Source organism: Burkholderia sp. Bp8991, assembly GCF_003853795.1.
Taxonomy (GTDB): Bacteria; Pseudomonadota; Gammaproteobacteria; order Burkholderiales; family Burkholderiaceae; genus Burkholderia.
In genome coordinates this window covers 87350-102501 of the sequence record NZ_QTQJ01000016.1, presented here as the reverse complement: position 1 = coordinate 102501, position 15152 = coordinate 87350, and the positions used below count along the sequence as shown (strand labels likewise).

At 68.1% G+C, this 15152-nt stretch carries 12 protein-coding genes; 2 read left to right on the top strand and 10 right to left on the bottom strand.

Annotated elements, in window-relative coordinates:
* Window positions 1-5: 5 nt before the first annotated feature.
* The 5 genes from DIE02_RS19565 to DIE02_RS19545 all read right to left on the bottom strand — a co-directional run bounded on the left by DIE02_RS19565 (window position 6) and on the right by DIE02_RS19545 (window position 7216).
* Window positions 6-4847, bottom strand: a complete 4842-nt coding sequence (locus DIE02_RS19565) for an NAD-glutamate dehydrogenase (RefSeq protein ID WP_044843192.1) — start codon at window positions 4845-4847, stop codon at window positions 6-8.
* 149 nt (window positions 4848-4996) lie between these two features.
* On the bottom strand, window positions 4997-5218 hold the full coding sequence (locus tag DIE02_RS19560; protein WP_124488165.1) for a hypothetical protein: 222 nt from the start codon (window positions 5216-5218) through the stop codon (window positions 4997-4999).
* A 114-nt stretch (window positions 5219-5332) separates the two neighbouring features.
* Complete coding sequence (locus DIE02_RS19555) at window positions 5333-5521, bottom strand: 4-oxalocrotonate tautomerase (protein ID WP_044843193.1); 189 nt, start codon at window positions 5519-5521, stop codon at window positions 5333-5335.
* A 50-nt stretch (window positions 5522-5571) separates the two neighbouring features.
* A complete protein-coding gene (locus DIE02_RS19550; RefSeq protein WP_124488164.1) occupies window positions 5572-6348 on the bottom strand; it encodes a class II aldolase/adducin family protein in 777 nt (258 codons plus the stop codon).
* Window positions 6323-7216 (bottom strand): urea transporter, encoded by an 894-nt coding sequence (locus tag DIE02_RS19545; protein ID WP_124488163.1) that lies wholly within the window; start codon window positions 7214-7216, stop codon window positions 6323-6325. Before DIE02_RS19545 ends, DIE02_RS19550 begins: the two co-directional genes overlap by 26 nt.
* Before the next feature lie 243 nt (window positions 7217-7459).
* Between DIE02_RS19545 and DIE02_RS19540 the strand changes: the two genes are divergently transcribed.
* Window positions 7460-8014 (top strand): putative glycolipid-binding domain-containing protein, encoded by a 555-nt coding sequence (locus DIE02_RS19540; RefSeq protein WP_124488162.1) that lies wholly within the window; start codon window positions 7460-7462, stop codon window positions 8012-8014.
* Here the strand turns inward: DIE02_RS19540 and DIE02_RS19535 are convergent.
* From DIE02_RS19535 to DIE02_RS19515, 5 genes are all read right to left on the bottom strand, one after another.
* Window positions 7975-8898 (bottom strand): alpha/beta fold hydrolase, encoded by a 924-nt coding sequence (locus DIE02_RS19535; protein ID WP_124488161.1) that lies wholly within the window; start codon window positions 8896-8898, stop codon window positions 7975-7977. The genes DIE02_RS19540 and DIE02_RS19535 overlap by 40 nt on opposite strands.
* Window positions 8899-8902: 4 nt before the next feature.
* The gene (locus DIE02_RS19530) at window positions 8903-9808 is read right to left on the bottom strand and encodes a metal-dependent hydrolase (protein WP_124488160.1); all 906 of its coding nucleotides are present in this window, start codon (window positions 9806-9808) and stop codon (window positions 8903-8905) included.
* A complete protein-coding gene (locus tag DIE02_RS19525) occupies window positions 9805-10743 on the bottom strand; it encodes an SDR family oxidoreductase (protein WP_124488159.1) in 939 nt (312 codons plus the stop codon). Before DIE02_RS19525 ends, DIE02_RS19530 begins: the two co-directional genes overlap by 4 nt.
* 21 nt (window positions 10744-10764) lie before the next feature.
* On the bottom strand, window positions 10765-12357 hold the full coding sequence (locus tag DIE02_RS19520) for an NAD(P)/FAD-dependent oxidoreductase (protein ID WP_124492229.1): 1593 nt from the start codon (window positions 12355-12357) through the stop codon (window positions 10765-10767).
* A gap of 247 nt (window positions 12358-12604) precedes the next feature.
* A complete protein-coding gene (locus DIE02_RS19515; RefSeq protein ID WP_124488157.1) occupies window positions 12605-13276 on the bottom strand; it encodes a lysoplasmalogenase in 672 nt (223 codons plus the stop codon).
* Window positions 13277-13709: 433 nt separating this feature from the next.
* Here DIE02_RS19515 and speB point away from each other — a divergent pair, with 433 nt between their 5' ends.
* Window positions 13710-14672 (top strand): agmatinase, encoded by a 963-nt coding sequence (gene speB / locus DIE02_RS19510; protein WP_124488156.1) that lies wholly within the window; start codon window positions 13710-13712, stop codon window positions 14670-14672.
* The last annotated feature ends 480 nt before the right edge of the window (window positions 14673-15152 follow it).

Below are 15152 nucleotides of genomic sequence, written 5' to 3'. Positions count from 1 at the left end.
TTCCATCACGCGCGTTCGAGCACGGCCATCTCGCGCACGATCACGAGCAGCACCGCGAGGCTCGCGCCGCCCGAGGCGCGCAGGTCGGCGAGCAGGTGCTCGTAGCGTTGCAGCGCGGCTTCGCGGCGTTCGCGCCACGCGTGGACGATCGTCTCGGGCGCCGTCGAGTCGGCCGATTCCGCGAGCGCGCTGGTGGCGAGCGTGCGCTTGAGCCGCGCGACTTCCGCGAGCGCGGCCGCGCGCGCCAGCATGTCCCAGTGCGTCGGGGTCGGCAGCGAGGCCGCGCGTTCGCCGATCCACCCGTAGTTCAACAGCGTGCCGAGCGAGAAGTAGACGCCCGCGACCAGCTCGAGGCTGCGATCGCAGGTCGCGGCCACTTCGGCGATGTCGAGCAGCGCGGCCGAGATGTCGCCGCTCGCGACGCGTACCGCGAGCGCGCTCTCGACGCCGGCTTCGACCAGCGCGCGCTGCCGCTCGGACAGCGCCTCCAGATCGGCGGTTGGCAGCAACGACGGCAATTGCGGCGCGATGCGCTGCACCGCGTCGCGGCACCGCGCGATCAGGCCGGCGACGCCGCCGTCGGCCACCGTGCCCGACTGCAACTGCCGCAGGAACCACAGCGCCGCGCGCTCCAGCAGCCGCGCGACGTCGACGAACATGCGCGCCTGCACGTCGTCGGCGACGCGGTTGTCGAGCGCGTCGATGTCGCGCCACACCGCGTCGAGATCGAACACGTCGCGCGCCATGATGCAGGCGCGCACGATGTCGCCCGGCTTCGCGTCGGTTTCCTCCATCAGCCGGTGCACGAACGCGCAGCCGACCCGGTTGACGAGCGCGTTGGTCAGGTGCGTCGCGAGAATCTCGCGGCGCAGCGGGTGGCGCTGCATCGGTTCGCTGAAGCGCTGTTGCAGCGGCTTCGGGAAATAGTCGACGAGCATCGCGGCGACGAGCGGATCCTCGGGCACGTCGGATTCGAGCAGCGCGTCGTACAGCCACATCTTGCTGTACGCGAGCAGCACCGCGCGCTCAGGCGACGTGAGGCCCTGTTTCGCGGCCTGCCGTTCGGCGATCTCGTCGTCGGTCGGCAGGAACTCGATCACGCGGTTCAGGCGGCCCGCGCGTTCGAGCCAGCGCATCAGGCGCGCCTCGGCGTCGAGCAGCTCGACGCCGTAGCGGCCCGCGATCGACAGCGCCTGCGTCTGGTAGTAGTTGTCGCGCAGCACGAGCAGCCCGACTTCGTCGGTCATTTCCGCGAGCAGGGCATTGCGCTGCTTCTCGGTCATCTCGCCGTCGCCGACGACGAGCCCGAGCAGGATCTTGATGTTGACTTCGTGATCCGAACAATCGACGCCGGCCGAGTTGTCGATCGCGTCGGTGTTGATGCGCCCGCCGCGCTGCGCGAACTCGATGCGGCCGAACTGCGTGCAGCCGAGGTTGCCGCCTTCGCCGACGACCTTGCAGCGCAGGTCCGCGCCGTTCACGCGTACCGCGTCGTTCGCGCGATCGCCGACCTGCTGGTGGGTTTCGCGCGCGGCCTTCACGTAGGTGCCGATGCCGCCGTTGTACAGCAGGTCGACCGGCGCCTGCAGGATCGCGCGGATCAGCTCGGTCGGCGGCAGCGCCTGCGCGTCGATGCCGAGCGCGGCCTGCACGGCCGGCGACAGCGGGATCGTCTTCGCGGTGCGCGGGTAGACGCCGCCGCCCGCCGAGATCACCGACGTGTCGTAGTCGGCCCAGCTCGAGCGTTCGAGCGCGAACATCCGCTGGCGCTCCGCGAAGCTCGTCGCCGGGTCGGGGTTCGGGTCGAGGAACACGTGGCGATGATCGAACGCCGCGACGAGCCGGATATGCGGCGACAGCAGCATCCCGTTGCCGAACACGTCGCCCGACATGTCGCCGACGCCGACCACCGTGAAGTCGGTCGTCTGCGTATCGATGCCCATCTCGCGGAAGTGCCGCTTCACCGATTCCCACGCGCCGCGCGCGGTGATCGCCATCTTCTTGTGGTCGTAGCCGACCGAGCCGCCGGACGCGAACGCGTCGTCGAGCCAGAAACCGTATTCGTGCGAGATCGCGTTCGCGTAGTCGGAGAAGGTGGCCGTGCCCTTGTCGGCCGCGACGACGAGATACGGATCGTCGGGGTCGTGGCGCACCACGTCGGGCGGCGGCACGATCGCGTTGCCGGCGAGATTGTCGGTCAGGTCGAGCAGGCCGCGCAGGAAGGTCTGGTAGCACGCGATGCCTTCGCGCATCCACGCTTCGCGATCGCTCGGCGGCGGCGGGTTCTTCACGACGAAGCCGCCTTTCGAGCCGACCGGCACGATCACGACGTTCTTCACCATCTGCGCCTTCATCAGCCCGAGCACCTCGGTGCGGAAATCCTCGCGACGGTCGGACCAGCGCAGCCCGCCGCGCGCGACGCGCCCGCCGCGCAGGTGCACGCCCTCGACGCGCGGCGAGTACACCCAGATCTCGAACATCGGCTTCGGCTCGGGCAGGCCGGGCACCTTCGCCGGATTGAACTTGAACGACAGGTACGGCTTCGATTCGCCGTTCGCGTCGTGCAGGAAATAGTTGGTGCGCTCGGTCGCGTTGATCACGCCGAGAAACTGGCGCAGGATCCGGTCCTCGTCGAGGTTCGGCACCTGGTCGAGCGCCGTCTCGATCGCCTTCAGCAGGCGTTCGGCCTGCACGTCGCGCGTGCCGCCCGTGGCCGGGTCGAAGCGCACCAGGAACAGCTCGACGAGCTGCCTTGCGATCGCCGGGTTGCCGGTCAGCGCGCGCTCGATATAGGCGTCGCTGAACGTCGAGCCGACCTGTCGCAGGTATTTCGCATACGCGCGCAGGATCGTGACTTCGCGCGCGCTCAGGTGCGCGCGCAGCACGAGGCGGTTGAAGTCGTCGTTCTCGATCCGGCCGCTCCAGATCCGGTCGAACGCATCCTCGAACAGGCCTTTCACACGCTCGATGTCGAACTCGGTATCGTCGGCGAGTTCGAGGCCGAAGTCGTGCACCCAGGCGGGCGCGGCATCCTGCGTCTGGATCCGGTACGGCCGCTCCTCGTCGACGCGCACGCCGAGATGCTCGAGCATCGGCAGGCTGCGCGACAGCGCGATCGGGTCGCCCGCGCGATACACCTTGAAGCGGAACGCGCGCGCGTCGGCCTCGATCGGTCGGTACAGGTTCATCGCCAGCTGGCCCGACGCCTTCACGCGCTCGATCAGCTCGATGTCGCGCACGGCCGTGCGCGCCGGATAGTCGTCGCGATAGCCGGCCGGGAACGAGTCCGCATAGTGTTGCAGCAGGCGGTTGCCTTGTTCTTCGCCGAACGCGTCGAGCAGCGCGTCGGCGAGATCGTCCTGCCAGCGGCGTGCCACCTGCACGAGCCGCGTTTCGAGTTCGCGCGTGTCGACGTCGGGCATCGTGCCCGGTTCCGCATGGACGACGAAATGAATCCGCGCGATCGCCGATTCCGACAGCAGCGGCGTGAACTCGACGTTCACGCCGTTGTACGCATCGACGAGCAGCTTCGCGATGCGGCGGCGCAGGTCGGTGTTGTACTTGTCGCGCGGCACGAACGCGAGGCACGACACGAAGCGGTCGAAGCGGTCGCGCCGTACGAACAGGCGCGTGCGCTGGTGTTCCTGCAGGCGCAGGATGCCCAACGCGATGTCGTAGAGCTGGTCTTCGTCGGCCTGGAACAGTTCGTCGCGCGGATAGGTTTCGAGCACCGTCACCAGCGACTTGCCGAGATGCCCCTTCGGCAGGAAGCCCGCGCGCCGCACGATGTTCGCGCATTTGCGGCGCACGATCGGTATCTCGGTGTACGAACCGAAATAGGACGTCGACGTGTAGAGTCCGATGAAGCGCCGTTCGCCGGTCACCTTGCCGTCGGCGCCGACGAGTTTCACGCCGACGTAGTCGAGATAGCCGGGCCGGTGCACGGTCGCGCGCGAGTTCGCTTTCGTCAGGAAGATCGGCCAGGGGCCGGTGATGATCTCGGCGGCGGCCGGCGGCAGCGGCGTCACGTCCGGCGCACCGGGCGCGCGCAGCGATTCGCGCAGCAGGCCGCAGCCGGAGCCTTCGACGCCGCGCAGGCCGAAACCCGTGCCGTCCGACACGAGCGCGTAGTCGCGCTGGCCGAGGAAGGTGAAGTGGTCGGCGACCATCCATTCGAGGAACGCGCGCGCCTCGATGTCTTCCGCGGTGGATTCGCGGGCCTTCATGTCCTTGATCGTCGCGCGCGCGATGTCGACGATCTTCGGCCAGTCCTCCACCGATGCGCGCACGTCGCCGAGCACGCGCGCGATGTCGTTGCGCAGCGTGTTGAGCAGCGCGGCGTCGCCGCAGCGGTCGACTTCGAAGTGGATGAACGACGCGAGCTGCGACTGGCCGTCGCCGGCCGTCGCGCCGCCGGCGTCGACGCGCTCGATCGCGCCGTCGCCGCCGCGCCAGATGCGGAACACCGGGTGCAGCGCCGAGTGCAGCGCGAGCCCGAGGCGGTTGACGGCCATCGTCACCGAGTCGACGAGGAACGGCATGTCGTCGTTGACGATCTCGATCACCGTGTGGTCGGAGTGCCAGCCGTGCTGTTCGAGGATCGGGTTGTACACGCGCAGCCGCTCGCTGCCGGGCACGAATTTCTGGGCGGTCTGCCAGTGCGCCATCGCGGCGCCGTAGAGGTCGGCGATGCCGCGATTCTGCAGATCATCGGCGTCGACGAAATCGTAGTAATGACGCAGGAACGGTTCGACGATCCGGAACGTGGCTTCGGGCAGGCGCCCGCGCGCGAATTCGACGACATCGGAGAGCAGGTGTGCGACGACTTCTTCGTTCTTCGCTTCCATGGCGGTCTCCTGGTCGGGTGGCCATTGGCTGCTGCGTCTGTGCCGCATTATATGCGCCGATTGCGTGACAACGCGATGTGCGGGCGCACAACGCGGCGCAGGGAATGAAGGCCGCGTGCGACGCCGGTCGCCGGCGTCGCAGTGGCGGGTCAGGCGAGGTCCGGCGGCTTCAGGTCGGGGTGCCGCGCGTAGAGCGGATTCATGAAATCGAGCAGCATCGTGGTCAGCAGTTGCGACACGAATTCGCGGTAGGCGACGAATTCCGAATCCGGACACGACGCCTTGACGGTCAGCAGGGAGCGATCCAGATCGGCTCCCATTTGCAAGATCATGTCGTTAAGGGCACTTGCGATTTGGTTGTCAGAGATCACTTTTTTGCCTTTTTAGCATCCCGCCAACGCGTTACAACTGTTGACGCAGAGATGACAAACTGGCGCCAAGTGGCATGCGTCCAAGGGCCGGACGCACACCAATCCCGGGGCGCGTCAGCGTTCGTCGCTCCACAGCTTGCCGCCCGTCGCCCAGTTCTCTTTCTTCACGTCGGCGAGGATGATGTCGACCGAGCCCGGGTCGCAGCCGAGCGTCTCGCACGTGACGCGCGTGATCGCTTCGACGAATGCGCGCTTCTGCTCGACCGTGCGGCCTTCGAACAACTGGATATTGAAAGTCGGCATGACTGGATGCTCCGATGGTTGGGGGTAGGGAAGTCGGGACGCGAGCGGCGTCAGTCGCGATACGACGGATCGATCCGGTCGAGGCGGCGCAGCAGCGCCGGCCATTCCAGTTCGCCCTCGATCGCGCCGCCGTCGCGCAACTGCGCGGCGGTGCGCTCGGCGACGGCCGGCTCGGGCAGCACGAGCGGCCCGCCGCCTGCCTGCGCGCGCACCTGGATGTCGCAGGCCTTGATCAGCGTATCCATCAGCACATATGCCTCGGCGACGGTCCGGCCGACCGTCAGCGTGCCATGGTTGCGCAGCAGCATCGCGGATTTCGCGCCGAGGCTGGCGGTCAGCCGTGTGCCTTCGGCCGGCGAGAACGCGAGCGCCTCGTAGTCGTGGTACGCGAGGTCGCCGTGAAACCGCAGCGCGTGCTGCGACGCGGGCAGCAGGCCGTCGCGCTGGATCGACACGGCGATGCCGGCCGTATTGTGCAGGTGCATCACGCAGACGGCGTCCGGCCGCGCGGCGTGCACGGCCGCGTGCAGTGCAAAACCGGTCACGTTGACTGCGTATTCGCTCTCGCCGATCCGGTTGCCGGCCAGGTCGATCTTCACGAGATTCGATGCGCGAACCTCGTCGAACGCGAGGCCGAACGGGTTGATCAGGAAATGCCCGGGTTCGCTGGGCACGGTCGCGGAAAGATGCGTGTAGATCAGGTCGTCCCAGCCGTTCAGCGCGACGAGGCGATAGGCGGCGGCGAGATCGACGCGCAACCGGCGCTCGGCGTCCGAGATCGGGCCGCCGGGCTTCACGGTGTCAGGACGGTGTGCGAATGACGACATCGGGTTCTCCGAGGGTGAAGCGGCGCGCGACGATCACCGTGATCCACGCAGCGATCGCGAACGGGGCCGTGAACGCGGGGAGGCCCGCGCGCGTCGCGAGCCACTGGATCAGCGCGGCGAGCGCGGCGGCCGTGAACGCCGCGCGCGGCCCGCGCGGCATCAGCGCGAGTGCGGCGAGCGCGCCGTTGAAGCCGAGCAGGCCGTCGGCGCACGACGCGCCGTTCGCGCCGGCCGCGATCAGCAGCACGGTCGACACGATCGTGCCGCCGAGCGCGAACGCAGCCGCGCGGCGCGACGCGACGGCGAGGCCGGCGACGATCAGCGCGCCGGCCCACGGGCCTTGCGCAAAGGTGGTTTGCGCGACGCCCGACAGCAGCGCGTCGGCGATGGAAGGAAGTGTCAGCGGCGCACCGGCTGTCGCGTCGCCCGCATGCTGCGGCGCGACAAACGGCAGCCACAGCGCGGTGACGGCGAGGCACGGGCTCGAATACGGGCACTGGCGCCAGCGGGCGAGCGGCACACGCATCGCGCGTTGCACGAGCGCCGCGCCGATCGCGGCCAGCGGTACCAGCGCGATGGCGGCGCGCGAAGCTGGCGCGAACAGCACGGCGATCAGCGCGGCGAGCGCGCCGTTGAAGCCGTGCAGCCCCTGTTCGACGTCGCGGCGCTCGGCACCCGTCAGCACCGCCGTCATGCTGGCGGCGGCCGAGCCGACCAGCGCCGCGGACGCGAGCCGCAGGTCGGTCAGCGCCAGCGCGGCGAGCAGCAGCGCGCCGGTGACGGCATGCGCCTGCAGGACGATCTGCCCGATGCCGCGCAGCAGGATGCGCAGGTCGATCGACGGCGAGGCGGGGCGGGCGGTGGGCATGGCGGCGGTGGAACAGGACGAGCCGCGAGCATAGGACACAATGCCGTGCACCGGAATAGGGAATTCTGGATAGTCAGGATTTGTGGCGCATGCCCTGAGTTGGGGCGGGGCGCGAGTTTCGGCGTCTTGTCTGCCCGGGGCAATGGCGCTTTCGCGGGATTGCCGGGCCCGGAAGCGAAATTTTGGCCGCAGCCGGATTTTTCGTGCGTATGCTGACGCGTCGGCGTTTTCGGGAAGGAACGAATGCGTGAACTGCGCTGGGCGTCGCTCGAGGGCGACGGAATCGAACACCTGACGTTCGACCGGGGGGACGCCGGCATCGTCGTCGAAAGTGCCGTGGTCGGCCAGCGGTACGGCCGCGCGTACGGGCTTGCGTACCGGGTCGAGTGCGATCCGCAATGGCGGGTCAGGTATGCGGTGCTCAAGGTGATGGGCGGCGGCACGCTGGAATTGCACGGCGACGGGGCCGGGCACTGGCGCGACGGTTCAGGCAGCGCGCTGCCGGAGCTGGATGGCTGCGTCGACATCGACATCGCGGCGACGCCGTTCACGAACGCGCTGCCGATCGGCCGCCTCGGCCTCGCTCGCGGCGAGCGGCGACCGATCGACGTCGCATACATCTCGACGCCGGACCTGAAGGTGACGCCGGTCAAGCAGGCATACGCGTGCATCGAGCCGGGCCGGCGCTACCGCTACGAAGGCATCTTCCGGAATTTCACGGCCGAGATGGACGTCGACGCCGACGGGCTCGTGATCGACTACGAAACGCTGTTCAAGCGCCTGCCGCCGTTGCGCTGAACCGCCGCTCGCGGTGCCGCGGGTGCTGCCGCGACCGCCGGTCGTTCATGCGTCGAGGCAAACCGGTCGATCCGCGCCGCGATCAGGTCGGGATTGCGCAGCACGACCCAGTGCCCGCCGTCGATTTTCTCGCGCACGTGCTCGCCGAGCCAGCGCTCGAGATCGACCGACATTTCGGGCGTCACGTAGCGGTCGTGCACCGGCACGAGGATCTGCACCGGCGCCTGCGCATACCGCTCGCGCGGCTTTCTCGCCCGCGCGAGGAAATTCGCGCGGTAGAGCTGCAACCCGTTCAGCGCGTTCTTCAATTGCGCGGGATCGCGCTCGGGCCGCACGCGTTCGGTCAACTGCAGCCAGCGCGGCCACAGTGCGGCGCCGCCGAGGCGCCACACCAGCGACGGCACGACCGGCAGGTGGAAGAACGCGATGTACCACGATTTCAGGCTCTGCCTGAGCCGCATCTTCGCGTGGAACACGTGGTCGAGGCACGGGCCGGAGATCGACGTGTACGACGCGATCCGGCCGCGCAACGCAGGGTCGGTCACGGCCTCCCAGCACTGGATCGACCCCCAGTCGTGACCGACCAGATGGAACGGCCGCGCGCCGCAGGTCGCGTCGGCGACGGCCTTCAGATCGTCGGCGAGCCGCGCCAGCGTGTAGTCCGCGCGGCGGCGCGGCGCATCGGATGCGCCGGCGCCGCGCACGTCGTACGCGATCACGCGGTAGCGCTTCGCGAGCCGCGCGCGGACCGGCGCCCACACGGCCGACGAATCGGGATAGCCGTGCACGAGGATCAGCGGCGGCGCGCGGCGCGGGCCGCTGACATGGACGGCGAGTTTCACGTCGCCGGAGCGGACGGTCAGCATCTCGTGCGTGCGCGCCATGACGTCATGCCTGCGGAACCGGATGCAGCGGCACGCGGCGCGGGGCGGCCTGGGCCGCATGGCGCGCGTTGGTCGCGTCGATGTTCGCGAGCAGCGTGTCGAGCCCTTGCAGGTACTGATGGTTGTCGTGGTCCCACGGATGGAAGCCCGGACGGAAGTAGTCGAGCCATTCGCGCGCGATGCTCGGGAACACGCCGGTCCGCGGGCTGTACAGATACTTCACGAGCCGCCACATGCCGCCGAACCCGCCGTGCCGGCGACGATGCGACAGCATCAGCCGCACGTGGAAGTCGAACACGATCGTCCAGAACATCAGGGTCGTGAGCAGCATCGTGCTGGTGCGCAGCAGGTAGCTGCCGAGGCCGGGCTTCATCACCGCGTTCCAAACGTCGTACGACACCGCCTTGTGCTCGGTTTCCTCCATCGCGTGCCACATCCACATCTGCTGATAGCCTTCGACCGACCCGTCGATCCGGTGCTCGTGGCCCGACAGCAGCTGGTTCGCGAGGATCGCCGTGTAGTGCTCGAGCGCGATCGTGATCGCGAGCTGCATCGAGTGCGGCAGCGTCTTCTTGAAGAAGCCGAGGATCGTCCAGAGCCGCTTGTCGAGCTTGTGCGCGGGCAGGCCGGACGACTGCAGCAGGTCGTTGTACTCGATGTGCTCGCGCGTGTGCATCGCTTCCTGGCCGATGAAGCCGAGCACCTGCTTCTTCAGCTCCGGATCCTCGATGCGGTCGCGGTAGTGGCGCACCGAATCCATGAAAAAGCGCTCGCCGGCCGGGAACAGCAGCGACAGCGCGTTCATGAAGTGCGTGACCGGCACGCCCTGGACGTGCCAGTCCTTCGCGCGTTCGGGCGGCAGCGCGAAACGGATGTCGCGCCGCACCGGCATCATGTTCGGGGTCATCATGATTGTTCTCCTCCCTGATTGCCTGCGTTGTTGTAGGTGGCGTGAAGCGGCGCGGCGGCCGGCGTGCCGTAGCGGGCGGCCGCGCGGCGGGCCTTCGCGGCCTCGCGGCGCGTCGTGAGCACGACGAGCGCCTGGTACGCGGCCGGCAGGATGCGCGCCATCCAGTCCGCGGCCTTCGCGTCGCGGCCGATCAGCACACGCCGCTTGTTGCGGCGCACGCCGGCGAGGATCGTGCGCGCGGCGTCGTCGGCGGTCGTGATGAAGAACTTCTCGAAGCTGTCCTTGCCTTGCTGCTCGCTCTCGACGATGAAGCCGACCATGTTCTTCGCGACGCGGCTCGACTGCGCGATGTTGGTGCGGATGCCGCCCGGGTGCACGCAGGTGGCCGACACGCCGCACTTCATCATGTCCAGTTCCTGGCGCAGCGATTCGGTGAAGCCGCGCACCGCGAACTTGGTCGCGTTGTAGCCGCTCATGCCCGGCTGCGCGAAGATCCCGAAGATGCTGGACGTGTTGATCACGTGACCGTCGGCGCTCGCCTTCAGGTGCGGCAGGAACGCCTTCGTGCCATGCACGACGCCCCAGAAGTTGATGTTCACGATCCACTCGAGATCGCCGTATTCCATCCCTTCGATCGTGCTCGACAGCGCGACGCCCGCGTTGTTGAAGATCAGGTTGACCTTGCCGTGTTCCTGCGCGGTATCGTCCGCCCACGCGAACATCGCGTCGCGGTCGCCGACGTCGAGCACGCGCGTCGACACGCGCACGTTCGGCGCGATCGCGCGGACGATCCGCTCGGTTTCGGCGAGGCCGACGCCGTTCTTGTCGGCGAGCGACACGTGGCAGCCGGCCTGTGCGAGCTGGACCGCGAGCGAGCGGCCCATGCCCGAGCCGGCGCCCGTGATCGCGGCGACCTTGTTGGCGAAATCTCTCATGTCGTTGGCTCCTTGTCTGGCTCAGGCCGCTTCGGCGGACGTGGAAGCGGAAGCGGCGGACGCGGCGGGCGCGGCGACGGGCCGCCCGCTCGTGTCGTGGTGCGGCGCGCGATACGCGTGGTAATCGGCGATCGAGAAGTGCGCGGTCGCCTGGCGGAAGCGCCAGGTGAAGCCTGGCCACAGCGTCGTGTTCTTGCCGGTGCGCGGGTCGAGGTACCAGCTCTTGCAGCCGCCCGTCGACCAGATCGCCTTTTGGAGCCGGCCCTGCAGGTCGGTGTTGAACTGCGCCTCGACGAGCGGGCGCACCTCGATCGCATCCGCGCGTTCGCGCTGCATCGCGTTCAGCGCACCGAGGATGTATTCGATCTGCGACTCGATCATGAACACCATCGAGTTGTGGCCGAGGCCGGTGTTCGGGCCGACGATCATGAAGAAGTTCGGGTAGCCCGGCAGCGTCGTGCCGAGATACGCGTGCGCGCCGTCGCGCCACGCATCGACGATGTCGAGGCCGCCGCGGCCGATGATCGCGCCGCGCGGATACGGATCGGCGACCTGGAAGCCCGTGCCGTAGATCAGGCAGTCGACTTCATGACGCTTGCCGTCGGTCGTCACGACCGCGTCGGCTTCGATGCGCTCGATGCCGGTCGTGATCACGTCGACGTTCTTGCGCGACAGCGCCGGGTAGTAGTCGTTCGAGATCAGCACGCGCTTGCAGCCGAGCGTGTAGTCGGGCGTGACCGCACGGCGCAGCTCCGGATCGGGAACCTGCTTGCGGATATGGCGCAGCGCGAGCTTCTGCACGTTCTTCATCAGCGACGGATGGATCGCGAAGCCGAGCACGCGCGATTCGAGCATCCAGTAGATGCCGCTGCGCACCGCCTTCTGCGTGAACGGCAGCGTGCGGAACAGCCACTTCTCGAAGCCGTTCAGGTTGCGGTCGGGCTTCGGCATGATCCACGGCGGCGTGCGCTGGAACAGCGCGAGTGCCTTCACGCGCGGCGCGATCTGCGGCACGAACTGGATCGCGCTCGCGCCGGTGCCGATCACCGCGACGCGCTTGCCTTCGAGTGGGTAGTCGTGATCCCACTGCTGCGAATGGAACGCGCGGCCCTTGAAGGTCTCGACGCCGGGAATCGCCGGCAGCGCGGCGCGCGACAGCCCGCCCATCCCCGACACCAGCACGCGCGCCGACAGCCGCTTGCCGTTCGCGAACGTGAGGCGCCAGCGTCGTGCGGCCTCGTCGTATTCGGCGCGCTGCAGCTCATGGTTCAGGCGCAGGTGCGGGCCGACGCCGAAGCGCTGCACGCAGTCTTCCAGGTACGCGCGGATCTCCGGCTGGGGCGCGAACATGCGCGTCCAGCGCGGGTTCGGCGCGAACGAGAACGAATAGACGTGCGATTGCACGTCGCAGGCACACCCGGGGTAATGATTGTCGCGCCACGTGCCGCCGACCGATGCGGCCTTCTCGAGCACGACGAAGTCGGTCACGCCGGTCTGCCGCAGGCGAATGGCCATCCCGAGACCGGCGAAGCCGGTGCCGATGATGGCGATGTCGGTGGTTTCGTCCGGGCCGTCGTGGCCGGGCGGGCCGAAAGGCAACGTGCGAGCATTCATCCGGGTGTCTCCGATTTGGCTCATTTTTTAATGTTACATTGGTTGATGTAACGATAGTGGGTGAACCCGGAAACCGCAAGAGGCTAGAAGCGGCGCTCTAAGGGCCGGAAGCCGCGCGGGAAAAGGCTGAGCGGGGTTTGGAACGGTCTGCTTTCCGCATTGCGGAATGTGCGGAAACGGCCGTCGGCAGGGCTGGAGAGGCGGGAGACGAAGGCCGCCGACACGCGGCGACCTGTTTGAAACGCTATCAGGGACGGATCGGGCGGGCGGCCGTCTCATGGAAAACCCCGGCGACGATCGTGATCTGCGCGAGCGCGTAGAGGCCCCAGATCAGGTAGTCGATGCCGGGAAAGCCGCCGAGGAAGCGTCCGACGCCGATCAGCGTGTCGGAGCCGACGAAGATCAGGCTGCCGACGGCGACCAGCGGGCCGCGCGTGCGGGCCGCGAGCGCGAAGCTCGCCATCGCGCACAGCACGAGCATGTAGACGGCGACGGGTACGAGTAGTTCGCCCAGATGCGGAAGGAACGCTGCATAGAACGCCGGCGCGGCGATCCACAGCCCGATCAGTGCGAGGAAGCGCCAGTCGTGCGGCCGCGCGCGCCAGCGCACGAAGATCGCGCAGTAGCACAGGTGCGTGAGCAGGAACGCACCGAGGCCGAGGACGAACGACAGCGGCCACTCGGGCAGCGCGAGCAGCACGTCGCCGAGCACGGCCGTGACGAGCGCCGCGCACAGCCACGCGCGTTCGCGCGGTGCCGCGCAGGCGCTGCCGGCCGCGAGCAGCAGGATGCCCATCGCGGCTTTCGCGGCGGCCTGGCCGGGATAGGGCGCGGCGGCGAGCGACAGCCCGTACAGCAGCGCGGCGGCGATGGCGAGCGGCCAGAGCCGGCGATAGGGGGCGGGAAGCGTGGCGATCAAGGCGGGTGTCTCCGGGGTTGTCGTCGTCTGCGGTGGACGGCGCGCCGTCGGGGGCGCGGCTGCGGCCATTATCCGGAAGAAAGGGCGGGCGAAAACCGGCGAATCCTTCTAGGCGCGGCATGGCGACGGGGGCGACGGGGGCGGCGGTGCGGCGGCATGGGATCGGGCGATGCGGCGCCGGTGCGCCTGCCGCCGCGCTGATCGTTTCGATGCGTTTGCCCCGGTCGAACCGGGGCAACACGGCGGTTTCGGCTTGCTATCATCGCCGCGTATCGACGTTGTCCCGCCCGGCCGCGCTACAGGGTTCGCAGGCCGGCGCGACGGCCGCGCCCGGCGAGGGCATGCCGCCGCGTTTTCATTGAATCCGTGCCGAGTCCCGCCAGCGCACCCGATGCAGTGGCAGGGGCCGGTCCTCCTGACCAACAGGTTCGACATGACCGAACTGCTCCACGGCGACGGCGCGATCCGTCGCAGGACGCCATACGGCTCCTCGATCGAAAACACCTATGCGGGCGTGCTGTCGTTCATGCGTCGCAACTATTCGCGCGCGCTCGACGGCGTCGACGTCGCGATTTCCGGCGTGCCGCTCGACCTCGCGACGACCTATCGCTCGGGCGCGCGGCTCGGGCCGGCCGCGATCCGCGCGGCGAGCGTGCAGCTCGCGGAGCTCAAGCCGTATCCGTGGGGCTTCGATCCGTTCGAGGATCTCGCGGCCGTCGATTACGGCGATTGCTGGTTCGATGCGCACAACCCGTTGTCGATCAAGCCGGCGATCGTCGAGCATGCGCGCACGATCCTGCGCTCGGGCGCGAAGATGCTGACGCTCGGCGGCGATCACTACATCACGTATCCGCTGCTGGTCGCGCACGCGGAGCGCCATGGCAAGCCGTTGTCGCTGATCCACTTCGATGCGCACTGCGATACGTGGGCCGACGACGAGCCGGACAGCCTCAATCACGGCACGATGTTCTACAAGGCGGTGAAGGAAGGGCTGATCGATCCGGCGACGTCGGTGCAGGTCGGCATCCGTACGTGGAACGACGATTTCCTCGGGATCGAGCGGCTCGATGCCGCGTGGGTGCATGAGCATGGTCCGCGCGCGGCGGTGGAGCGGATTGTCGACATCGTCGGCGCGCGGCCCGCGTACCTGACGTTCGATATCGACTGTCTCGATCCGGCGTTCGCGCCCGGCACGGGGACGCCGGTCGCGGGCGGGTTGTCGTCCGCGCAGGCGCTCGCGATCGTGCGTGCGCTCGGGGCGGTGAATCTGGTCGGCGCGGATGTCGTCGAGGTTGCGCCTGCTTACGATCACGCGGACATTACCGCGATCGTCGCTGCGCATGTTGCGTGCGATTTGCTGTGTCTGTGGCGGCAGAAGAAGGTGGCGGGGCGTTGAGGTGGGGGTAGGCCGGCGGGCGCGGACATGCAATGCAAAAGGCTGGCGGGCCGGGTGGCCGCCGGCCTTTTTTCATGCGCTGCACGCAGCGTCGACGATCGATGGCGGTGGGGGGATTGCTCGCCGCGCGTTTCACGTGGATGGCGCTTCCCGACCCGAAGCGGACAGCCGCCTTTCTACAAAGCAGCCATTCGCTTCAGATGGGCCAAACGCCGCGCGAAAGTTTACAACTCTTTCGAATTGACGTGTGTGAAATGCAATGGGGTTAACGATTCCTTGAAAACTCCGCTGCCATTGCATCTAATTGCTACCAAACGCAACAATCAAAGCTTGGCGGGTTAGCATCATGAAGAAAATTGCCTTGCATTTGATGGACGCCGCATTGGTCTCGGCGGTTTTGTTTTTCTACTACGTTCGCGCATTTTACGGTCACGGTCGAGCACCAATATCCACCCAAATGGCTCATTGGCGAGACGCATG